20 protein-coding genes are annotated in these 19,100 nt (G+C 73.2%); 12 read left to right on the forward strand and 8 right to left on the reverse strand.

Going from position 1 to position 19,100, the window contains the following annotated elements; translation table 11 throughout:
- The first annotated feature begins 294 nt into the window (after positions 1 to 294).
- The 5 genes from ACGF07_RS08085 (at position 295) to ACGF07_RS08105 (ending at position 4,833) form a co-directional block, all read left to right on the forward strand.
- Positions 295 to 750 (forward strand): SRPBCC family protein, encoded by a 456-nt coding sequence (locus ACGF07_RS08085; protein WP_392896484.1) that lies wholly within the window; start codon positions 295 to 297, stop codon positions 748 to 750.
- A gap of 65 nt (positions 751 to 815) precedes the next feature.
- Positions 816 to 2,258 (forward strand): MFS transporter, encoded by a 1,443-nt coding sequence (locus ACGF07_RS08090; RefSeq protein ID WP_392896487.1) that lies wholly within the window; start codon positions 816 to 818, stop codon positions 2,256 to 2,258.
- 51 nt (positions 2,259 to 2,309) lie between these two features.
- Positions 2,310 to 2,750: an SRPBCC family protein gene (locus tag ACGF07_RS08095; RefSeq protein WP_392896489.1), complete on the forward strand. Its 441-nt coding sequence runs from the start codon at positions 2,310 to 2,312 to the stop codon at positions 2,748 to 2,750.
- Positions 2,751 to 2,848: 98 nt separating this feature from the next.
- Complete coding sequence (locus ACGF07_RS08100; protein WP_392896492.1) at positions 2,849 to 4,195, forward strand: carotenoid oxygenase family protein; 1,347 nt, start codon at positions 2,849 to 2,851, stop codon at positions 4,193 to 4,195.
- A gap of 71 nt (positions 4,196 to 4,266) precedes the next feature.
- A complete protein-coding gene (locus ACGF07_RS08105; RefSeq protein WP_392896493.1) occupies positions 4,267 to 4,833 on the forward strand; it encodes an SRPBCC family protein in 567 nt (188 codons plus the stop codon).
- A gap of 138 nt (positions 4,834 to 4,971) precedes the next feature.
- Here ACGF07_RS08105 and ACGF07_RS08110 read toward each other — a convergent pair whose 3' ends face one another.
- A complete protein-coding gene (locus tag ACGF07_RS08110) occupies positions 4,972 to 6,342 on the reverse strand; it encodes a histidine-type phosphatase (protein WP_392896496.1) in 1,371 nt (456 codons plus the stop codon).
- A 253-nt stretch (positions 6,343 to 6,595) separates the two neighbouring features.
- The gene (locus tag ACGF07_RS08115) at positions 6,596 to 7,204 is read right to left on the reverse strand and encodes a TetR/AcrR family transcriptional regulator (protein ID WP_392896498.1); all 609 of its coding nucleotides are present in this window, start codon (positions 7,202 to 7,204) and stop codon (positions 6,596 to 6,598) included.
- A gap of 87 nt (positions 7,205 to 7,291) precedes the next feature.
- Here ACGF07_RS08115 and ACGF07_RS08120 point away from each other — a divergent pair, with 87 nt between their 5' ends.
- On the forward strand, positions 7,292 to 7,717 hold the full coding sequence (locus tag ACGF07_RS08120) for a nuclear transport factor 2 family protein (RefSeq protein WP_392896500.1): 426 nt from the start codon (positions 7,292 to 7,294) through the stop codon (positions 7,715 to 7,717).
- Positions 7,714 to 8,562, forward strand: coding sequence for an NAD(P)H-binding protein (locus ACGF07_RS08125; protein WP_392896502.1), 849 nt, complete (start codon positions 7,714 to 7,716; stop codon positions 8,560 to 8,562). Before ACGF07_RS08120 ends, ACGF07_RS08125 begins: the two co-directional genes overlap by 4 nt.
- A gap of 337 nt (positions 8,563 to 8,899) precedes the next feature.
- Here the strand turns inward: ACGF07_RS08125 and ACGF07_RS08130 are convergent, their stop codons facing one another.
- Positions 8,900 to 9,604 (reverse strand): type 1 glutamine amidotransferase domain-containing protein, encoded by a 705-nt coding sequence (locus ACGF07_RS08130; RefSeq protein WP_392896504.1) that lies wholly within the window; start codon positions 9,602 to 9,604, stop codon positions 8,900 to 8,902.
- A gap of 123 nt (positions 9,605 to 9,727) precedes the next feature.
- On the opposite strand from ACGF07_RS08130, the gene ACGF07_RS08135 reads away from it, so the two are divergent.
- Positions 9,728 to 10,636, forward strand: a complete 909-nt coding sequence (locus ACGF07_RS08135; protein ID WP_392896506.1) for a LysR family transcriptional regulator — start codon at positions 9,728 to 9,730, stop codon at positions 10,634 to 10,636.
- A 63-nt stretch (positions 10,637 to 10,699) separates the two neighbouring features.
- Here the strand turns inward: ACGF07_RS08135 and ACGF07_RS08140 are convergent, their stop codons facing one another.
- From ACGF07_RS08140 to ACGF07_RS08150, 3 genes are all read right to left on the reverse strand, one after another.
- On the reverse strand, positions 10,700 to 11,197 hold the full coding sequence (locus ACGF07_RS08140; protein ID WP_392896508.1) for a GNAT family N-acetyltransferase: 498 nt from the start codon (positions 11,195 to 11,197) through the stop codon (positions 10,700 to 10,702).
- A gap of 67 nt (positions 11,198 to 11,264) precedes the next feature.
- Positions 11,265 to 12,425: an FAD-dependent oxidoreductase gene (locus tag ACGF07_RS08145; protein ID WP_392896511.1), complete on the reverse strand. Its 1,161-nt coding sequence runs from the start codon at positions 12,423 to 12,425 to the stop codon at positions 11,265 to 11,267.
- 167 nt (positions 12,426 to 12,592) lie between these two features.
- Positions 12,593 to 13,336, reverse strand: a complete 744-nt coding sequence (locus ACGF07_RS08150) for a VC0807 family protein (protein ID WP_392896513.1) — start codon at positions 13,334 to 13,336, stop codon at positions 12,593 to 12,595.
- Positions 13,337 to 13,677: 341 nt separating this feature from the next.
- Between ACGF07_RS08150 and ACGF07_RS08155 the strand changes: the two genes are divergently transcribed.
- The 3 genes from ACGF07_RS08155 to ACGF07_RS08165 are packed head-to-tail and all read left to right on the forward strand — an operon-like array spanning position 13,678 to position 15,893.
- Positions 13,678 to 14,136, forward strand: coding sequence for a MarR family winged helix-turn-helix transcriptional regulator (locus ACGF07_RS08155; protein WP_392896515.1), 459 nt, complete (start codon positions 13,678 to 13,680; stop codon positions 14,134 to 14,136).
- On the forward strand, positions 14,133 to 15,566 hold the full coding sequence (locus tag ACGF07_RS08160) for an MFS transporter (protein ID WP_392896517.1): 1,434 nt from the start codon (positions 14,133 to 14,135) through the stop codon (positions 15,564 to 15,566). The genes ACGF07_RS08155 and ACGF07_RS08160 overlap by 4 nt, the downstream gene beginning before the upstream one ends.
- A 33-nt stretch (positions 15,567 to 15,599) precedes the next feature.
- Complete coding sequence (locus ACGF07_RS08165) at positions 15,600 to 15,893, forward strand: DUF1330 domain-containing protein (RefSeq protein WP_392896518.1); 294 nt, start codon at positions 15,600 to 15,602, stop codon at positions 15,891 to 15,893.
- Between the two features lie 323 nt (positions 15,894 to 16,216).
- On the opposite strand, the gene ACGF07_RS08170 is transcribed toward ACGF07_RS08165, so the two are convergent.
- Positions 16,217 to 17,056, reverse strand: a complete 840-nt coding sequence (locus ACGF07_RS08170; protein WP_392896520.1) for an NAD(P)H-binding protein — start codon at positions 17,054 to 17,056, stop codon at positions 16,217 to 16,219.
- 93 nt (positions 17,057 to 17,149) lie between these two features.
- Between ACGF07_RS08170 and ACGF07_RS08175 the strand changes: the two genes are divergently transcribed.
- Positions 17,150 to 17,866, forward strand: a complete 717-nt coding sequence (locus tag ACGF07_RS08175; RefSeq protein ID WP_392896522.1) for a TetR/AcrR family transcriptional regulator — start codon at positions 17,150 to 17,152, stop codon at positions 17,864 to 17,866.
- Positions 17,867 to 18,143: 277 nt separating this feature from the next.
- Here ACGF07_RS08175 and ACGF07_RS08180 read toward each other — a convergent pair whose 3' ends face one another.
- Positions 18,144 to 19,067 carry an RNA polymerase sigma-70 factor gene (locus ACGF07_RS08180; RefSeq protein ID WP_392896524.1) on the reverse strand — a complete coding sequence of 308 codons (924 nt, stop codon included), beginning with the start codon at positions 19,065 to 19,067 and terminating at the stop codon, positions 18,144 to 18,146.
- Positions 19,068 to 19,100: the final 33 nt, after the last annotated feature.

Raw genomic sequence — 19,100 nt, forward strand, 5'->3', positions numbered from 1 at the left:
GGCGCGGTCAGCCGTCCGTGGGGGTTCGACGCGGCCACCGGAGCGAGTGCGCCGCCGATGCTCGGCGCCGGCTCGCCGCCCGCCGCTGCCAGGCCGGCTCCTCCTGGACAGGGCCGGGCGGCTCCCCCTGCGGCGGCAGGACGGGCCGCCGGTGCACGTGCCGCCGCCCCTGCCACGAGCGGTCCGACGTGCCGACCGTACGCAGGCACCACCCGCCATGCCCGCGGGGTTAGGCAGTCGCCTAGGTGACTTTCGCCGATGAGGGCACGGGCGGCCCGGACCAGACTCGGGGACATGAAGAACACGCCCTCGGGCATCGACCGGGCCGCCCCGGTCGTGGCCCGCCGTGAGCTGCCGATCCGGGCCCCGGCCCCTGCCGTCTGGGCGCTGCTGACGTACGTGCCCGGCTGGCCGGTCTGGCAGCCGGACATCGCCGAGGCCCGCGCCCTGACCCCGCTGGCGCCGGGCGCGACGTTCCACTGGCGGACCGGCGGCGTGGACGTCACCTCCACCGTGTACGCGCTCGACGCGCCCCGGTCGATCCTCTGGGGCGGTTCCTCGCAGGGCATCACCGCCGTCCACCGGTGGACGTTCACACCTTCGGTCAGCGCGACGGTCGTCGTCACGGAGGAGTCCTGGGACGGTGAGGCCGTACGCGCCGACGCCGACGCCGTCGCCCGGGCCCTGGACCGGTCCCTCGCGCACTGGCTGCTGCACCTGAAGTCCGCCGCCGAGCGCCCCGCGCGCTGACGCCGGCCGCGCCGTCCCTTCTCCCCACCCCGGCCCGCTCCCACGGCCCCGTTCACGGAGTTCCCATGCCCAGTCCGCCCCGCGCCGCCGTCCTCGCGGTGCTGGCCTCCGCCCAGTTCACCGTCCTGCTCGCCACCTCGATCGTGAACGTCGCCCTGCCGCAGATCAGGGACGGCGTCGGCCTCTCCGACTCGGCCACCACCTGGGTCGTCAACGCCTACGGCCTGGCGTTCGGGGCGCTGCTGCTGTCCGGCGGGCGGGCCTCCGACCTGCTGGGACACCGTCGCGTCCTGCTCGCCGGTCTCGGCGTCTTCGGGACCGCGTCCGCGACGGCCGCGCTCGCGGCCTCGCCGGGGGTCCTGATCGCCGCGCGGGCCGTCCAGGGCGTGGGCGCGGCGGCGGTCGCACCGGCGGCCCTCGCTCTCGCCGTCGGCCTGTACGCGCCGGGCCCGGCCCGCGGCCGGGCCCTGGCGGTCTGGGGCGCGGTGTCCGGCGCGGGCGGGGCCGCGGGGGTGGTGCTCGGCGGCCTGCTGACCCGGGCGTGGGGCTGGCCGTGGATCTTTCACGCGGTGGCGATCGGGAGCTTCGCGGTGCTGGCGGCCACGGCCGTGTGCGTCCCCGCCGCACGGCCGGCGGACCGCGCCCGGTTCGACTGGGCCGGGACTGCCACCAGTGCTCTCGCCCTGACCGCCCTGGTGTGGGGCCTGACCACGGCCCGCCGCTCCGGTTGGACGGACATCGGGGTGCTGGCCGCGTTCGCTGCCGCCACCGTGCTCGCCGCGGCGTTCTGGCGGATCGAGCGCACCAGCGCATCCCCCCTGGTGCCGCCGCGGCTGTTCGCCTCCCGCGACGTGACGGCCGGGAACCTGCTGACCGGTCTGTTCGGCACCGTCTGGATCGCGTTGTTCTTCTTCCTGCCGCTCTACCAGCAGCAGGTCCTCGGCGAGGACCCGCTGACCACCGGGCTGGGCCAACTCCCCCTCGCCCTGGCGAACATGCTCGGCGCGACGCTCGCCCCCGCCGTCGCGGGCCGGATCGGCGGCCGGGCCACGCTCGTCGCGGCGCTGCTGACCGAGACGGCCGGGATGCTGTGGCTGTCCCGCATCAGCGCGGACGGGACCTTCCTCACCGACGTGCTCGGCCCCAGCATCCTGGTCGGACTCGGCCTGAGCGTCGCCTTCGTCCAGCTCACCGGCCTGTCCGTGGCCGGCGTCTCCGGAGCGGACGCGGGCCTGGCGGGCGGCCTGGCCAACACCACCCGTCAGGTCGGCGGCGCCGTCGGTCTCGCCGCCCTGGCGACCGCCGCCGGATCCGTCACCTCCCGTGCCACCGGAAACCAGCCGCCCCTCCAGGCGCTGACCGACGGCTACCGCGCCGCCTTCGCCCTGGGCGCAGCCGTCCTGGCTTGCACCGCGCTGCTCGCCGCCCTGCTGGTGCGCCGCGCCCCCGCCGGCGACCTGCCGCACCGCACACCTCCCCCGGAGCCCGCCGCTCCAGGGCGTCCCTGATGACCCGACCTCCTGTCCCTCCCTCCGCACAACCCTTCGAAAGGAACCACCGTGCTCACCGTCGACGAGACCGCTCCCGTCATCGTCCGCCTGTCCACCGAGATCGACGCCCCGCTGGAACGCGTCTGGGCCCTGCACACCGACATCGACGACTGGCCGGTGTGGCACCCCGGCATCGACCAGGCACGCCTCGACGGACCGCTGGCCGAAGGCAGCTCGTTCACCTGGCGCACCCACGGGCTGGAGATCACCTCCACCATCCGCGAGGTGGTGCCCCGCGCCCGGATCGTCTGGGGCGGCCCCGCCGGCGGCATCGAGGGCGTCCACGTGTGGGCCTTCGAGCACGCCGGTGACCGCGTCGTCGTCCGCACCGAGGAGTCCTGGAGCGGCGCGCCGGTCGACGCCGCCACCGAGGAGCTCGCCGCCGCCCTGCGCACCTCGCTGGAGGACTGGCTCACCTGCCTCAAGAACCGTGCCGAGAGGCTGTCCTGACCTTCCCCGCCCCGCCTGCCCCTCACCGAACCGCATCGAACCGCACCGCACCGATCCGATCCGATCCGATCCGAAAACACGACACGAGGACCGCGAACATGTCCGCCAAGCCCTACCTGACCGGCCACTACGAGCCCGTCGCCGACGAACTGACCGCCACCGACCTGACGGTCGAGGGTACCCTTCCCCCGGAGCTGACCGGGCGCCTGGTCCGCAACAGCCACAACCCCAAGCCCGGCGTCACCCCCACCCACTGGTTCAAGGGCAGCGGCATGGTGCACGGCATCCGACTGCGCGAGGGCCGCGCCGAGTGGTACCGCAACCGCTGGGTGCGTACCCCCGCCCTGGACGGCGCCCCCTACCTGACCGAACACGGCCCGGACCTGACCGCCTCCACCGCCGGTACCCACGTCATCGAACACGCCGGCCGGCTGCTGGCCCTGTGCGAGGCCAACCTCCCGTTCGAACTCACCCCCGACCTCGACACCGTCGGCCCGTACGACTTCGACGGCAAGCTGCGCAGCGCGATGACCGCCCACCCCAAGAGCGACGCCGTCACCGGCGAACTGCACTTCTTCGGCTCCTCGCCCTTCCCGCCGTACCTGGTGTACTACGTCGCCGACGCGGACGGGCACATCGTCCACAGTGCCGAGATCCCCGGCGCCAGCGCCGCGCTCAAGCACGACTTCGCCCTCACCCGTCGCCATGTGGTCTTCGTGGAAGGCACCGTCACCTTCGACCCCGCCGAGCACTCCGGCATCCCCTACTCGTGGCAGGACGAGCAGCCCGCCCGGATCGGCGTCATGCCGCGCGGAGCAGGGGGCGCCGAAGCGATCCGCTGGTTCCCGATCGAGCCGGGCAACATGCTGCACGTCGCCAACGCCTACGAGGACGCCCAGGGGCGCATCGTGCTGGAGGGCCCCACCGTCGACCGCGAGGGCTTCGAGCTCTCCTGGAACTGGTGGGTCGGCGCGCCCGGCCGCGGCAGCGAGCCCAACACCCGTTCCTACAACCGCCGCTGGACCGTCGACCTGACCACGGGACGGGTCGACGAGCGGGTGGTCGACGATCTCGCCATCGAGTTCCCCACCCTCAACGAGGAGTTCCTCGGTGTGGAGAACCGCTACCAGTACGCCGTCTCCTTCCCCGACCAGCACGGCTTCGGCGGCTACGGCGTGGTCAAGTACGACCGCGCCACCGGCGAGCGCCGCATCCACCAGGCCGGCGACGCCCGGCTGCCCAGCGAGGCGGTCTTCGTCCCCGCGGCCGGCGCCACCCGCGAGGACGACGGCTACCTGCTCACCGTCGTCTCCGACCTCAAGCAGGACGCCTCCCAACTGCTCGTCCTGGACGCCGCCGGCCTCGAGCGGATCGCCACCGTCCATCTCCCCCGGCGCGTCACCGCCGGCATCCACGGCTCCTGGATCCCCGACACGACCTCCTGACCCCGCCCCACCCGGCCCCGGGGGCGCCCCGCCCCCGGGGTCTTCGAAGCCTTCACGGAAAGAGCCCTGCCATGCGCGTTCCCGCTGCGGCCACCACCACCGCCCTCACCCTCACCCTGCTGCTCACCGCCTCGACCGCCGCGTCGGCCCTCCCCGCCGACCCGGTGCCCGCCGTGGCGGCCACCCACCGCACCGACGTGCGGATCGACGAACACGCCCCGGTCATCACCCGCGCCGACATCCTGGTCCACGCTCCGCTGCACACCGTCTGGAACATCCAGACCGACGTCGAGAACTGGCCCACCTGGCAGCCCGGCGTCGAGACCGTCACCAAGGACACCCCCGGCCGGTTGCGCCCCGGTTCGGTGTTCCGCTGGAGCACCGACGGACTCGACATCACCTCCACCGTCCGGCAGGTCGACCACGGCAGGCGCCTCGCATGGGGCGGCCCCGCCCAGGGCATCACCGCCGTCCACGTCTGGACCTTCACGCCCACCCGCAACGGCGTCCTCGTCCACACCGAGGAATCCTGGAACGGTGCACCCGTCACCGCCAACCGGGCCGCGCTGCAGAGCGCCCTTGACGACTCCCTGCACAACTGGCTCACCAACCTCAAGCGCGAAGCCGAAAGCCGGTAACCCGTCCGTCCAGGTCACCGGCGCTGCCGCCCCGCCCGCCAGGACCCTCGTCGACGCCGAGCGCGCAGAACTCGGCACCGACGCCTGGCGGGCCGGGCCGCTTCGCACCCCAGCGGGCGCGCCCGGGGCGCGTACCGGTCAGCCGTGGGCCAGGCAGTGCTTGAGCTCGTCGAGCTCGTAGAAGTAACTGCCCTTGGTGACGGGCTTGCAGGACGGCTTGAAGGCCGTCTCCTTCTCGTTGTAGAGCATGCGCACCAGGTACTTCGCCGGCCGTCCCGCGGAGGAGGGCTTCGCGAACAGGTCCCACTGGATGTTCGCGCCCATCGGTGAGACCTCGGCGCCGCGCCACGGGTTGTTCGCGTAGGTGTAGGGCTCGTCAGGGTCGGCGGGCTCGGTGCTTCCGGGCAGTCCCATCAGGGCGGCCAGCGGCTCGATCTCCTCGGCGTGGGTGAAGCGCAGCACCGCGCCGTTGTCGCTGGTGCCGTCGGCCTTGGCCCGGGCCTGGGCGAGGAGGTCGTCGAGGAGGACGCCGGCCATCCTGTAGGTGATCGTGCGTCCGTCGAACGCCGGGCCCTTCTGGTAGAACTCCTCGGCGTCGTCCAGGTACGCGAACCACTGGGCGTCGCGGCGGGCCAGGAACGGGGTGAGGTCGACGTCCGGTGCCTCCACGGCCAGGTCGGGCGCCGCGCTGTAGAGCTGGTGGAGCGAGCGGGCGAAGGAGACCTGGTCCTCGTCGGACAGCGTCGCGGCGTAGTCGTCCTGGAACAGGCGCCCGACGACGCGGTGTGCCGCTTCGGTGGTGCGGGGGTCGGCGCCGATGTCCGCGAGGACCGCGGCCAGGTCCGGATCGCCCTTCAGATACGCCTGGTAGTCGGCGTTCTGGGGCTGCTTGTGGAAGTACAGCCGGTCCCGGTCGGTGACCGGCGCCTTGATCAGGCCCGCCAGCGCCGGCTCCCCGGAGACCAGACCGCCCGTGAACGCACCGGCGCTCGCCACCGTCCGCGGAACGCCGGACGTCTCCACCACGATCGGCTCGTGCCGGGCGGCGATGTCCGCGAACAGGTCCGGCAGCCGCTGCTCCATCCGCAGCGCGGTCTGCCGGTGCTCCTCCGCGCCGCGGGCCGACAGGTTGCCGTAGCCGATCCCGGAGGCCGCGGCCAGCAGGGCCTCGACCTGCGGGCCCAACCGGGCACCCAGGTCGGTGAGCGCGTCCTGGCCCTGGGCCTTGTGCAGGGCGGCGAGCACGGCGTCGCCGTCACCGCTGTCCGTCATGGCGCGGGAGCCGTGGCGGGCGACGTTCTCGGTGAAGACCGGTACGAAGCCCTTCGGTGCCTCCTGGTAACGGCCCGGCTCGCCCTGCGGGGCGTACGGTGCCTTCGTCCCGTAGAGGTCGCGCCCGGGGCGGGAGTCGGTGGGACGGTCCCGTGCGGAGGCGGTGCCCGTGGTGGACAGCACGCCCACGGCGAGGGAGACGGCCAGGACGGCGGACAGCGAGGCGGTGCGCTTCACAGCGGCCCCTTCGGATGGAATCAGGTCGGGTCGGACTACCGGCTGGTAGCCGCGGCCCGCGCACTCTGCCAGGCCCGACCGAACACCTGCCGACACCGGATCGCCACCCCGGTGACGGACTGTCGAACGCCCACTGCGGCGGGTCTGCCGCCGGGGCGACCGGACGGTCCCCGCCGTGATGCCGGCGGGGCCGGGGCCGCCGCGCAGCCCCAGGACCGGAGCGCCGACCGGGCCGGCCCCGCCCGATTCACGATCACCCCTCGATGCTGGATCCTTGCGGTGCACCGCAGGCCAGCACTCTGCCGACGAAGTGCGCCAACTGTGCCCGCATTCCTTCCCGCGCCGTGCGGTCTCCTCCGGCCAGGTGCTCGACGAGGTCGGCCCGTGTGGCGGCGAGCAGGGCGTGGGCGGTGAAGTCGCTGTCCGCGGGGCCGAGGATCTGCTCCAGTACGGCTCGGAGCAGACTGTGCCACCGCTCGTAGTGTTCCGCCCGGTACGGACTGCTGGTCCCGTCCTCCTCCAGAGCCAGCGCGAGGCGCCGGTTGTCGAGTTTGAAGCACAGGACGGCGTCGAGCAGGGCGGGCACGCGATCCTGCGGCGGGGTCGCGGGCCCCAGCGGCGGCGGGCCGGCTTCGATGGCCTCCCTGATCGGCTCGAGCCGCGCCTCGTACAGCGCGCGGAGCAGTCCGGCGCGATCGCCGAAGGCCCGGAAGAGTGTGCCCTTGCCGACGCCGGCCGCTGCGGCGACGTCGGCCATGGTGACGTCCTCGGGGCTCTCGCAGCGGGCGAAGAGGGTGTCGGCGGCCTCGAGCACGGCCTCCCGGTTGCGGGCGGCGTCCTTGCGGGACCTGGGCTCCGGCATGCTGTTCCTCCGTTTGCAAAGCGGACCGGCGGTCCGTATCGTCGAAGCGGACCCGAGGTCCGGATTTCTGTGAACTGGAGGATACCCATGTCCGCACCGACTTCCCCAGCTGATCTGTACCGCCACAGCCTGCAACTGCTGCTCGACAAGGACATCGCCGCCTGGGTCGCCCTGTGGGCCGAGGACGGCCTGATGGAGTTCCCCTTCGCCCCCGCCGGCCGGCCCGGGCGCCTGGAGGGCCGGGAGGCCATCGCCGCCTACATGTGCCACTACCCCGACCACATCGACCTGCACGACTTCCCCGACCTGCGGATCCACCAGACCACCGAGCCGGAGACCATCGTGGTCGAGATGCGCGGCGTCGGCCGCCTGGTGCAGAGCGACGCCCCCTTCGACATGACCTACATCGCCGTCGTGACCGTTCAAGACGGGAAGATCACCTCCTACCGCGACTACTGGAACCCCCTCGCCCTCCAGGAGCCCGGCGCCGACTTCACCGGGAGCAGCCGATGACCACCACCGGCACCACTCTGGTCATCGGCGCCACCGGCACCACCGGCAGCCGCACCGCCGCACAGCTGACAGCCGCCGGCCACCGCGTCAGAGCCGCCGGCCGCCGGGCCGCACCGGTCGCCGGCGCCGAGCCGGTCCTCTTCGACTGGTACGACTCCGCCACCCACGCGGCCTCCCTCGCCGGCGTCGACCGGGTCTACCTCGTACCGCCCGTGGGCGACCCCGACCCTGCGGCGACCATGCTGGCGTTCCTGGGTCAGGCCCGCACCGCTGGTGTGCGCCGCGCGGTGCTGCTGAGCTCCTCCGCCATCCCCGAGGGCGGCCCGGCGGTGGGAACGGTGCACCGGGCGCTGCCCGATCTGTTCGACCAGTGGGCCGTACTGCGGCCCTCGTGGTTCATGCAGAACTTCACCGGCACGCACGTGCACGCCCGTAGCATCCGCGACGAGGGCGTCATCCGGACCGCCACCGGAACCGGCCGGGTCGGCTTCGTCGACGCCGACGACATCGCGGCCGTGGCCGTCCGCGCTCTGACCGACGAGCAAGCCCCCAACACCGATCTCGTCCTCACCGGGCCCGAGGCGCTCGGCTATGACGACATCGCCGCGATCATCACCGAGGTCACCGGGCGGGCCGTGGTCCACCACCGTCTGTCCTACGAGCAGCTGCGCGATCGCCTCACGACGCAGCTGCCGGTGGAGTTCGCGGCCATGCTGGCCGGCATGGACCGCGCCATCGCCGGAGGGGCGGAGGACCGCATCACCGACACCGTCCAGCGCCTCACCGGTCGGCCCCCGCGCAGTTTCCAGGAGCTCCTCAGAAGCGAGCTGCCACACGGCGGTTGAGGTCCAGAACGATCAGCCGCTCCGGTTCGAGACCCTGCGTGATTCCGCCCGCCTCGCGCTGTTCGGCGACCGCCCGGCCCGGTCTCTCGCTGCTGCCGGTCACGGCCCGGGGGGGGGGCGGGCCCCCCGGGGCGGGGCGGCCCCCGCCCCGGGGGGGGGGGGGGGCCGGGGGCGGGGGCGGGCCGGGGCCGGGGGGCCCGGGGGGGGGGGGGCCCCCGGGCGGGGGGGGGGGGCCCCCCCCGGGGCGGGGGGGGGGCGGGGGGCGGCCCCGGCGGGGGGGGGGCCCCCCCCCGGGGGGCCGGCCCCCCCCCCGGCCCGTGGTGGTGGCGGTGCCCGGTCAGGCGTCCGGCAGGGCCGCGAGGACCTGCTTGGCGGTGGTCCCGCTGGACTGCGGGTTCTGCCCGGTGATCAGGTTGCGGTCGACGATCACGGTGTCGGACCAGGCCGCGCCGGTCCTGACGTCGGCGCCGCGCTCGGCGAGCCGGCTCTCCACCAGCCAGGGAGCCTGGTCGCCCAGTCCGCCCTGGTTCTCCTCCTCGTCGGTGAAGCCGGTCAGGCTACGGCCGGCGAAGACGAAGGCGCCGTCCTCCTTCGTGGCGCTGAGCAGCCCGGCGACGCCGTGGCACAGCGCGGCGATCACCTGGCCGCGGCCGTCGGCATCGGCGAGCAGGGCGCCGAGGCGGCCGTCATCGGCCAGGTCGGCCATCGGGGCGTGGCCGCCCGGCAGGTACAGGGCGTCGTAGTCGGCGGCGCGGACGGCGCCGAGGTCGAGCGGGGCCGCCAGGTCCGCCTCGATGGACTCCAGGTACGCCTTGAACCCGGCGGCGTCGGCGGCGTCGACACCACCGCGCGCGTCGAGCGAGATCGCGTCGACGGTGGGCCGGGCGCCGCCCGGGGTGGCGATGCGCACGGTGTGACCCGCCTCCGTCAGCACCTGGTGCGAGACGGCGACCTCCTCGGCCCAGTACCCGGTGGGGTGGGTGCTGCCGTCAGCCAGGGTCAGGGTGTCGGCGGCCGAAATGATCATCAGGATCTTTGCCATGGGACGCGTCCTCGATTCGGAAGGGAGATACGGGTGATGTCCGCGAGGGACCTCCCCAGAGTGCCTCGGGAAAGCGGGCACGGCATGTCCCCGTCATAAGAACGCTTATGTATCGTCGGTTGCGTGAAGGACTTGGATCTGGTCGCCACCTTTCTGGAGATCTACCGCCGGGGCTCGCTGACGGGCGCCGCGAAGGCGCTCGGCCTGTCCCAGCCCGCCGTCAGCGGGCAGTTGGTGCGCCTGGAGGAACAGGTGGGCGGCGTTCTGTTCACCCGGTCCCGCCGCGGCACGCAGCCGACACCCCTCGCCCACGAACTGGCCCGCCGCGTCGGCCCCCACCTGGACGGCCTGCGCCACGCGCTCACGGACGACGACGCGGACAGCGCCCTGCGCGGCACCGTACGACTCGGAGCGGCGGCCGAATTCGCCACCGCCCGCCTGCTGCCGGCCCTCACCTCCCTGACCCACCACGGCCTGGAGCTGGTGTTCACCCTCGACCAGGCCGAACCGCTGCTCGCCCTCCTCGCCGAGGACCGGCTCGACCTGGTGGTGTCCTCGATCCGGCCACCGCTGTCCATGCGGCGACTGGCCGCGATGCCGTACGTCGACGAGGAGTTCGTCCTGGTGGGCAGCCCCACCGCGGCCCGGTCCATCGACACCGGCCACCTCGGCGAGGACCCGGTCTCCGCCCTCGCCCATCTCCCCCTGGTCGCCTACGCCGAGGAACTGCCCATCATCCGCCGCTACTGGCGGAGCGAGTTCGGCCGCCGTCCCCCCAACCAGGTGGCCGTCATCGTCCCCGACCTCCGCGCGGTCCTGACCGCGGTGGTCGCCGACGCGGGCATCTCCGTCCTCCCCCGCTACCTGGCCGAACCCGCCCTCCACTCCGGCGCACTGGAACAGCTCCACCGCAGCCCTGTCCCACCGCTCAACACCCTCTACCTCGTCACCCGTTCCGGCCCCCTCGCCCCGCCCGTCCACCACCTGCGAACGCGCCTCATCGACCGCGCCACCACCTGGGGCGCCCTGTAACCGCCTCGGCCGATCAGCGCAGACCGAGGCTTCCCGGTGGCCGGCGGATCCGTCGTGCCGCCGTCAGGTCAGGCGCTTGACGTAACGATGGGCGGGCACGCGCACGGGGCCCTCGTCGCTCGGCGCGTGGTGGTCGAAGATCCCCGCATCCTCCCAGCCGTTGCGGGCGTAGAACCTGCGGGCCCGGAGGTTGCCGGCCACCACCGCCAGCCAGGCCCGCCCATGACCGCCGGCCACGACGAGTCGCTCGGCCTCCGCCAGCAGCGCCGCGGCCACGCCGCTTCCCCGGTGGTTGCCGGCCACGTACACCTGCTCGACCTCGTCGTCGGCCACCATCACGAAGCCCGCCACCGCACCACCGACGACCGCGACGACCGCGTCGCCGACGCGTTGCACGGCGCGCACGGCGAACGACTCCTGCGTCCGTACGGCGAGCAGGGCTTCGGGAACGTTGCCCAGGTGGGCGTCGCACCACCCTCGGTACCAGATGTCTCCGACGGCTCGCGCGTCCTCGGGCCGAGCCGGACGGATGACCATGGCTCCGCTCGTGTTCTCTGTCATGTCAGTTCCATGGGGGTGGTGGTACCGCTGGACGTCGTCGACTGCAGGCTACTGCGCGACCCTGGGGTCAGACCTGGGCGCCTGCAGCGTCCGGTTGGCGCGTGGGGGTGAAGTCCGGGAGGTGTTGCAGGCTTTCGGTGACGGCGGTGAAGCCGTAGTCGAGCATGCGGAGCTCGTACTGCGCGACGGCGGCCGGGAGTTCGGCCTCACCGTGCTGGACGGCGGCGAGTGAGCGGGAGAGCAGCGCGGCGTCGCGCAGCGCCGTGTTGGCGCCCTGGCCGCCGCTCGGCGGCATGGGGTGGATCGCGTCGCCGAGCAGGGTGACCCGGCGGGTACCGCCCCAGTGCGGCACCGGCTTGGCACAACGGGCGGTCAGGGGTGAGCTGTTGCCGACGTCGGCCCGGCGGACGAGGTCGAGCAGGTCCGGATGCCAGCCGTCGAGCAGGGCCAGCAACCGGTCGCGGACGGCCGGCCAGCCGCCGGGCTCGCGGGAGCGGAGCACGGGGAGCATGACGACCCAGCGCAGGTAGTCGCCGGTGTCGGGCAGCAGGACGTCGGGGGCCAGCTCGGCCGCGGCGAGCCTCGGGGGACGGCGGAACTCCATCCGGCCGAGCAGCATGACGACGCCGGGGCCGTGGACGATCGTGCCGAAGCCCGGTACGAGGGCGGCGAACCGCTCGGTGAGGGGGGTGCGTCCCAGGATGGCGTTGCCGGGGAGGGTGACCACCTCGGCCTCGGGCAGCAGTTGGCGGCGTACTGCCGATCCGATGCCGTCCGCACCCACGAGCAGGTCGCCGGTCGCGGTGGTGCCGTCACCGAAGCGGGCCTCGACCGTGCCGTCCGCGCTTTCGGCGTAGCCGGTCACGGCCTTGCCGAACTCGACGCGCCCGGTCAGCCCGGTCAGCAGCAGTTGGCGCAGCACGTGCCGGTCGGTGGCCGTCCCGCCATCCACCGCGCCGAGTCGCCGGATCTCGCGGAGTTGCCGGTCGAGGACCAGCCGCTCGCCTGCCATCGGCCCGGTGACGGCCGCCAGCAGGCCGTGCAGCCGCGGTGGCAGGCACTCGTGCAGGGCGGCGAGACCGTGCTCGTTCAGGCCGATCCGGAAGCCCTGGTAGCGGCTGTGTGCCGCGTTCTCCCGCTCGTAGACGCGCACGTCCACTCCGGCTCGGAGAAGTCCGTGGGCCAGGCAGAGCCCGCCGATTCCGGCTCCGGCCACCATGACCTTCATGCGTGTTGTCCTTTGTTCGTCCGGTCCGGTGTGGGCGTCAGCGACGCGGGGAAAGGAGGATGACCGCGGCCGAGTACGGAGCGAGCGAGGTCGGCGCCGGCCCGTGGTGCACGGTGGGAGCCGTGGCGCCCGGGCTGCCCGCTGTGCTGTCCGGCGCAGCGCTGGCCTCACGCAACGGTGGTCACGGGGGCCCCGCACGCGGGATCCTCCGTGTCGAAGCGCTCTGCCGCACCGGACGCGGCGGCCCCGGCCTCGACCTCGGCCTCGGCCTCGACCAGCTTCTCGATCCGGTTGTGGAACGGCGCACCGGCGACGAAGGCCACCGCGAACGCTCCGAGCAGGAAGACCGTCGACAGCCAGGCCATCGTCGACACCGGCAGCGTGTAGGCACCCACGACCCGGGCCGCGCACTCACCGACCAGCGACAGGCCCCAGGCGAGTGTGAACCCCCGCTCGGCCCGCCGGAACCGGGCCGACCCTGCGCTCAGCCGGTCCCAGGCCGCGACCCTGACAGGCTCGCCCTTGGTGAGAACAGGCTTGAGCGCTGCGCTCACCATGGGTCGCCCGGTGAAGGCCGAACAGACCATCGCGATGCCCACCACGCTGCTGAGTGCACCGTCCTTGGCCACCGCCAGCCGCGCGTCCCCGGACACCAGCGACAGCCCGATCCCCGCCGTGTTGACCAGCAGCATCAGAGCGGCCATCCCATTGACCGACCGCCGGGAGACGAGGCTCGCCACCGTCCGCACCACCGGCACCACGCTGCTCAACGCGAGCGAGACGATCTGGCTCAACCCGAGCACCGAGTGCAGCAGATAGGAGACGGCCAGCGGAATGCCGACATCCACCACCAGCGGACGGAGGACCGCCGTCACGGGGTTGGTGGGCGGCGCGGCGGGCTTCTTGTCCATGGCTTGTCTGCTCCTCTGCCGGGTGCTCGATGACTGTTCCCGTGCGCCCAGCCTGCCGCGCGGAGCTGACCTCCCGTCAGTGACTCCTGTGCCCGGATCCGTATGACAGCTGTCACCGCGAATTGCTGACGGATCAAAGTCTCCGCAGGTCCGCCGCGGTGTACGGCGCCCTGGGACGGACCTTCGGGACGGCGGCGGGCAGGTGGATCGTCGCCTGGCGGCCCCACCCGGGAGGAACCAGTGGTCCATGCACAGCAAGCGTCGACGTACAGCTCCAGCAGCGCCAGTAGTCGCCGACCCATTTACATAGACTCTGAATATAAACACGCTATGCTTTGGGCATGAGTCGTCAAGACACCCCACCTGGCGCGTCCGCCGCCATCGGCGCAGCCCTCTACGGCCTGGCCACCAGGGCCGCGCGACGCCTGCCCCGGGACATGAGCCTGACGTCCGCCGCCACCCTGGCCACCCTGGACCGGACCGGCCCGCGGCGCATCACCGATCTGGCCGCGGTCGAGGGCGTCACCCAGCCCGCGATGACCACCCTGGTCCGGGTCATGGAGGAGTCCGGCCTGGTCGAACGGCGGGGCGACGCGTCCGACAAGCGGGTCACGCTGGTGTACCTGACCGAGGCCGGCGCCTCCTACGTCCGGACGCGGCGCCAGGCGGGCGTCCTCGCGTTCGAGCGCTTGATCGGCCGGCTCACCGGCGACGAGGTCCAGGCGCTGATGGCCGCCCTTCCGGCGCTGCAGCACCTGGCAGAGCTCGACAGCCAGGACCGCGAAGGAGCGGAGCAGTGACCGGGCAGCCGGACGGCGCGGTCGCGGTGAAGGCGTCCCCGGTGGCGCGTCCGGAGCCGCGGCTGCTCGTCCCCGCCCTGATATTCATCGCCCTGGTCGTGGCGGCGGTCGCCAGCCTCGGGACGCCGCTCATCACCAGCGTGGCGACCTCGTTCCACGTCTCGCTCGGCAGCGCGCAGTGGTCGCTGACCGTCTCGCTGCTCAGCGGCGCCGTCGCCACGCCGGTCCTGGGCCGGCTCGGAGCCGGCCCGCACCGGCGGGCCACGATCCTCGCCACACTGGCGGTCGTCGTCGCCGGCAGCGCGCTCACCGTGCTGCCGCTGCCGTTCGCGTGGCTGCTGGCCGGCCGGGCGGCCCAGGGCGTCGGGCTCGGCCTGACGGCGTTGATGATGGGCGTGGCCCGCGACCACCTCCCCGAGGAGCGCAGCGCGGCCGTGATCTCCCTGATCTCGGTGGTCTCGATCATCGGGGCCGGTGTCGGCTACCCGCTGGCCGCACTGCTCGCCGAGCTCGGCGGGGTACGGGCCGCCTACGGCCTCGGCCTGGCCGTCACCGCCGCCGCCCTCCTGACCGCGTGGCGCTCCATGCCCGAAGCCCCCGAAGGCCGTTCCGCCCGCGTGGACGTGACAGGCGCGGTCGTCCTGGCCGCTGCGCTGCTCCTGGTGCTGTTCCTCGCCGGCGAACGGGATCTGTGGAGTCGGCACCTCGCCGTGGCGGCCGGCCTCGCCGTCGTCACGGTGGTGCTGCTCTGCGTCTGGGTCGTCGTCGAGCTGCGCAGCACGGCGCCGCTGGTCGATGTGCGGGCGGTGCGGCACCCGACGGTCGCCGGGGCGAACCTCGCCATGTTCGTCGGCGGGATCGGCATGTACCTCCTGCTCACGCTCGTCACCCGGTACGCGCAGACGCCGCACGGCGCCGGCTACGGCTTCGGGCTGACGACCTTCGTCGCCGGGCTGGTCCTCGTCCCGTTCTCGGTGCTGGGGTTCGTCGCCGGCAAGCTGACACCGCGGGTCCGGACGCGGATCGCCGACCCGCTGCTCCTGGCCGGCAGTGCCGTCGTGGTCGGCGCCGGGTTCGCCCTGTTCGCGGCGGCCCGGTCGAACCTGGCCGAACTGTTCGCGGCGATGGGCGTGCTCGGCTTCGGCGTCGGTGGGTTCTCGGCCGCGATGCCCGGGGTCATCCTGGCCGCCACCCCCAAGAACGAGACGTCGAGCGCGATGAGCTTCAACTACGTCGTCCGCAGCGTCGGGTACTCCCTGGGCAGCGCCACCGGCGGGCTGATCCTCACCGCGGGCACCGGCCCCGGCCACCTCTTCCCCGACGACAGCTCGTACACCACCGCGGCGCTGGTCGGCATCGGCGCCATGGCGATCACAATGCTGACAAGCCTCGCTCTCGCCCGCCGAAGCGTGTCCGGGACCAACCCATAAGTCAGATGCAATCGTCCTCACACCGGAGGTTCCATGCCCAAGGGCTACTGGGTCAGCGTCTACCGCACCATTGCAGACCCTGAGAAGCTGGCCGCCTACGACAAGCTGGCCGGTCCGGCCGTCAAGGCGGCGGGCGGTCGGACGATCGTCCGTGGCGGCCGGGTCGTCGCACACGACGCCGGAATCGCCGAGCGCACCGTCCTGGTCGAGTTCGACAGCTTCGAGCAGGCCGTCGCGGCCCGCGAGAGTGCGGCCTACCAGGAGGCGCTGGTCGTTCTCTCGGACGGGGTCGAGCGCGACTTCCGGATCGTCGAAGGCATCGACTGACCGAGGTCCAGGTGGATCTTCGCTGAAGATCCACCACCTTGGTTTCCGCTGGTGCGGCGGGGAGGCGGCCGGCCAGGTCGCCGCGCACCCGGGCATCAGCGCCGGCGCCGCCCCGCAACCTCCGCAATCTGCCCAGTCCCGACGGCCCAGATCCTGGGCCGCCCACGACCAGGCCTTCGACGAGTCGCGCGGCCTGCCCGCCCCCGCCGAGCCGGGCCACGCCGCGCTGGCCGCCCCAGCCAGTCCGGAGTCGCTCCCTTCACGCTGCGCTGCGCCCGTGGGGGCAGGCGACTTCGGACTGCCGGCAGGCCGTCGGGGCGGCCCTACAGGGCCTCGCGTGCGGTGCGGGGCGTGCGGCCGAGGAGTTCGCCGAGGAGCGGGCTGGTGCCGGCGAAGTAGCCGTCCCGAGCGGCCTGGTAGAAGCCCAGCAGAAAGCGGGTCATGGAGGCGGGCTGCCCCGCGGCGGCCCGTGCGGCGGCCCAGTCGTCGTCGTCCATCAGCTGAAGGCGTACCGGGCGCCCCGCCAGTTCGGAGGCGGTGTCGGCGAGTTCGGCGAAGGTGGGGGCGGCGGGCGCGGTGAGGGTGACCGGTCCCTCGTGGGCGCCCGGGGAGGCGAGGATCAGGGCGGCGGCTTGGGCGGCGTCCTCGCGGGCGGTCCAGGACACCGGCCCGTCGCCGGGTACCGCGATGACGCCGGTCTCGCGCCACGGGCCGGCCAGCAACTCCAGGCTGTGGGCGTAGAACCCGTTGCGCAGGGAGGTCCAGGGGACGCCGGAGGCGGCCAGCAACTCCTCCGTGACGTGGTGGTCACGCCCGGGCGCGAAGGGGTTGTCCGGCGCTGCGGCCTGATGGCTGGTGTAGAGGATGCGGCCGACCTTCGCCTCGACGGCGGCGTCGATCGCCGTGCGGTGCAGGGCGACCGCGTCGGCCGTCGGGTCGTTGGAGGAGACCAGCAGCAGCTGATCTGCTCCGGTGAACGCGGCGGGCAGGGTGTCGGGGGCGGCGTAGTCGCCGCGCCGGACCTCCACGCCGCGCCGCGCGAAGCGCTCCGCCTTCGCGGGATCGCGCACGGCCACCGCGATCTCGCTCGCGGGCAGCGTTTCCAGCAGGTGGTCCACGGTGGCGCCGTTGAGCGCCCCGGTCGCTCCGGTCACGACTATCATTGATATTCACCCTTCGCTATCAGCGTTATCGTCCGTCGGAGACCACCGTACGACGCGATTCCACCGATAGCAACACAGTGATATCGTTGATACATGGACGATGAGGCCAAGCACAGGACGGACACCCGGGCAGCGATCATCGAGGCCGCCGCAGCCCTGCTGGGCGAGAGCGGCCCCGGCGCCGTGACCACCCGCGGTGTGGCCCAGCGCGCGGGCGTCCAGGCGCCGGCCATCTACCGCCTGTTCGGCGACAAGGACGGCCTGATGGACGCCGTCGCCGAGCACGTCATGGCGGCATTCGTGGCACGGAAGGCCGCCCGTGCCGCCAGCGCTGCGGCCGCGAACACTGATCCACTCGACGACCTGCGGACGAGCTGGCGGGAGCAGATCGAGTTCGGCCTCACTCATCCAGCCGTGTTCCGGCTGCTGAGCGACCCCGAGCGCGCTCCCGGTTCGCCGGCGGCACGCGCGGGGCGGGAGATCCTTCAGGCGCGCGTGCACCGGCTCGCGGCGGCCGGGCTGCTGCGGGTACCCGAGCCGCTCGCCGTCGACCTCATCCACGCCGCGGGCGTCGGGACCGTCCAGATCCTGCTGGCGACGCCGCCGGAAAGGCGGGACCCCGCCATGGGCGAGGCGATGATGGACGCCGTCTTCGCCCGCATCCTGCCCGACGCCCCTTCCGCGGCCACGGACAGCACGCGGGTGCTGGCGGTCGCCCTGCGGGCCGTGGCCCCGGATCTGGAAACGCTGAGCGTGCCGGAGCGCCACCTGCTCATCGAATGGCTCGACCGCATCGCCGCGCCCCGCTGACACACCCCACGCGGCGCCGCACCCGCAGAGGCGGAACACGCCGAACGCGCCGCGCGCGACCAGGGACCACCCCACGACGCGGCCGGAGCTCTCCGCCGTCAGCGATCACGGTTACTCCTCCGCGCCGCAGGCAGCCGCAAGGGTACCGCTCATGCCTCCCCGCCCCGGCTGTCCTGCGGCTTGCGGGTGGCGGCCATGCCCGTCCGCAGGCGAGCGGTTCGTCCGGCCCCTCGGCCGCCTCCGGCTATCCGAGCGAACGTCAGCCCCACTGCCGACGTCAGCCCCACTCCCGACGCGCTTGCTTCACTTCGCGGTCGGCGGCCCAGGCGTCGGCGACCGGCCCGAGGTGGTCGAGCTTCTCGGGATTGATCACCCCTCGGATGGTCTGAATCCGCCCGTCGAGCACATCAAGTACCAGGACCTGCAGGATCTTGCCGTCCCGGTGGCGGAAGATCGCGCCCGGCTGGCCGTTGACCTCCTGCGGCTCGAACGTGACGCCGATCCTGACGAGCCACGGGAAGACCGTGCCGAGCAGCCGGGCCACGTTCTCCGCGCCACTGACGGCCTTGGCCAGCTGCGGGCTCTTCCCGCCGCCGTCCCCGACCAGCTGCACGTCGACGGCCAGCAGGCTCTGCAGGCTGCCCACGTCGCCGTTCCTGAGCGCGTCGAGGAACCGCGTCGCCAGCCTCTGGCGCTCCTGCCGGTCTGCTTCGAACCGAGGCCGCCCGGCCGCCATGTGACGCCGCGCCCGGACCAGCAGCTGCCTGCAGGCCGCTTCCGACCGTCCCACCGCCGCGGCGACATCGTCGAACCCGAAGTCGAACACCTCCCGCAGCACGAACACCGCCCGCTCCAGCGGGCTGAGCCGCTCCAGCAGCAGGAGTGCCGCCATCGACAGCGAGTCGGCCAGCTCCGCCGACCGCGCCGGATCCTCGTACGGGTCGGCCAGCAGCGGCTCGGGGAACCACGGGCCCACGTACGCCTCCCGCCGCACTCGCGCGGAACGCAGCACATCGATCGAGATCCGTGTCACCGCGGCCGACAGGTACGCCTTGGTCGACGTGGGCCGGGTCGCCGAGCCGTCGAAGCGCAGCCACGTCTCCTGTACGGCGTCCTCGGCCTCGCTCACGCTGCCCAGGATCCGGTAGGCGATCGAGAACAGCAGCGGTCGCAGCTCCTCGAAGTCTTCGACCTTGCTCATGCCGTGTCCTCTCTCCGTGAAGTCCGTCCACCA

The sequence above is a fragment of the Kitasatospora sp. NPDC048194 genome, from assembly GCF_043202455.1.
Lineage (GTDB): Bacteria > Actinomycetota > Actinomycetes > Streptomycetales > Streptomycetaceae > Kitasatospora.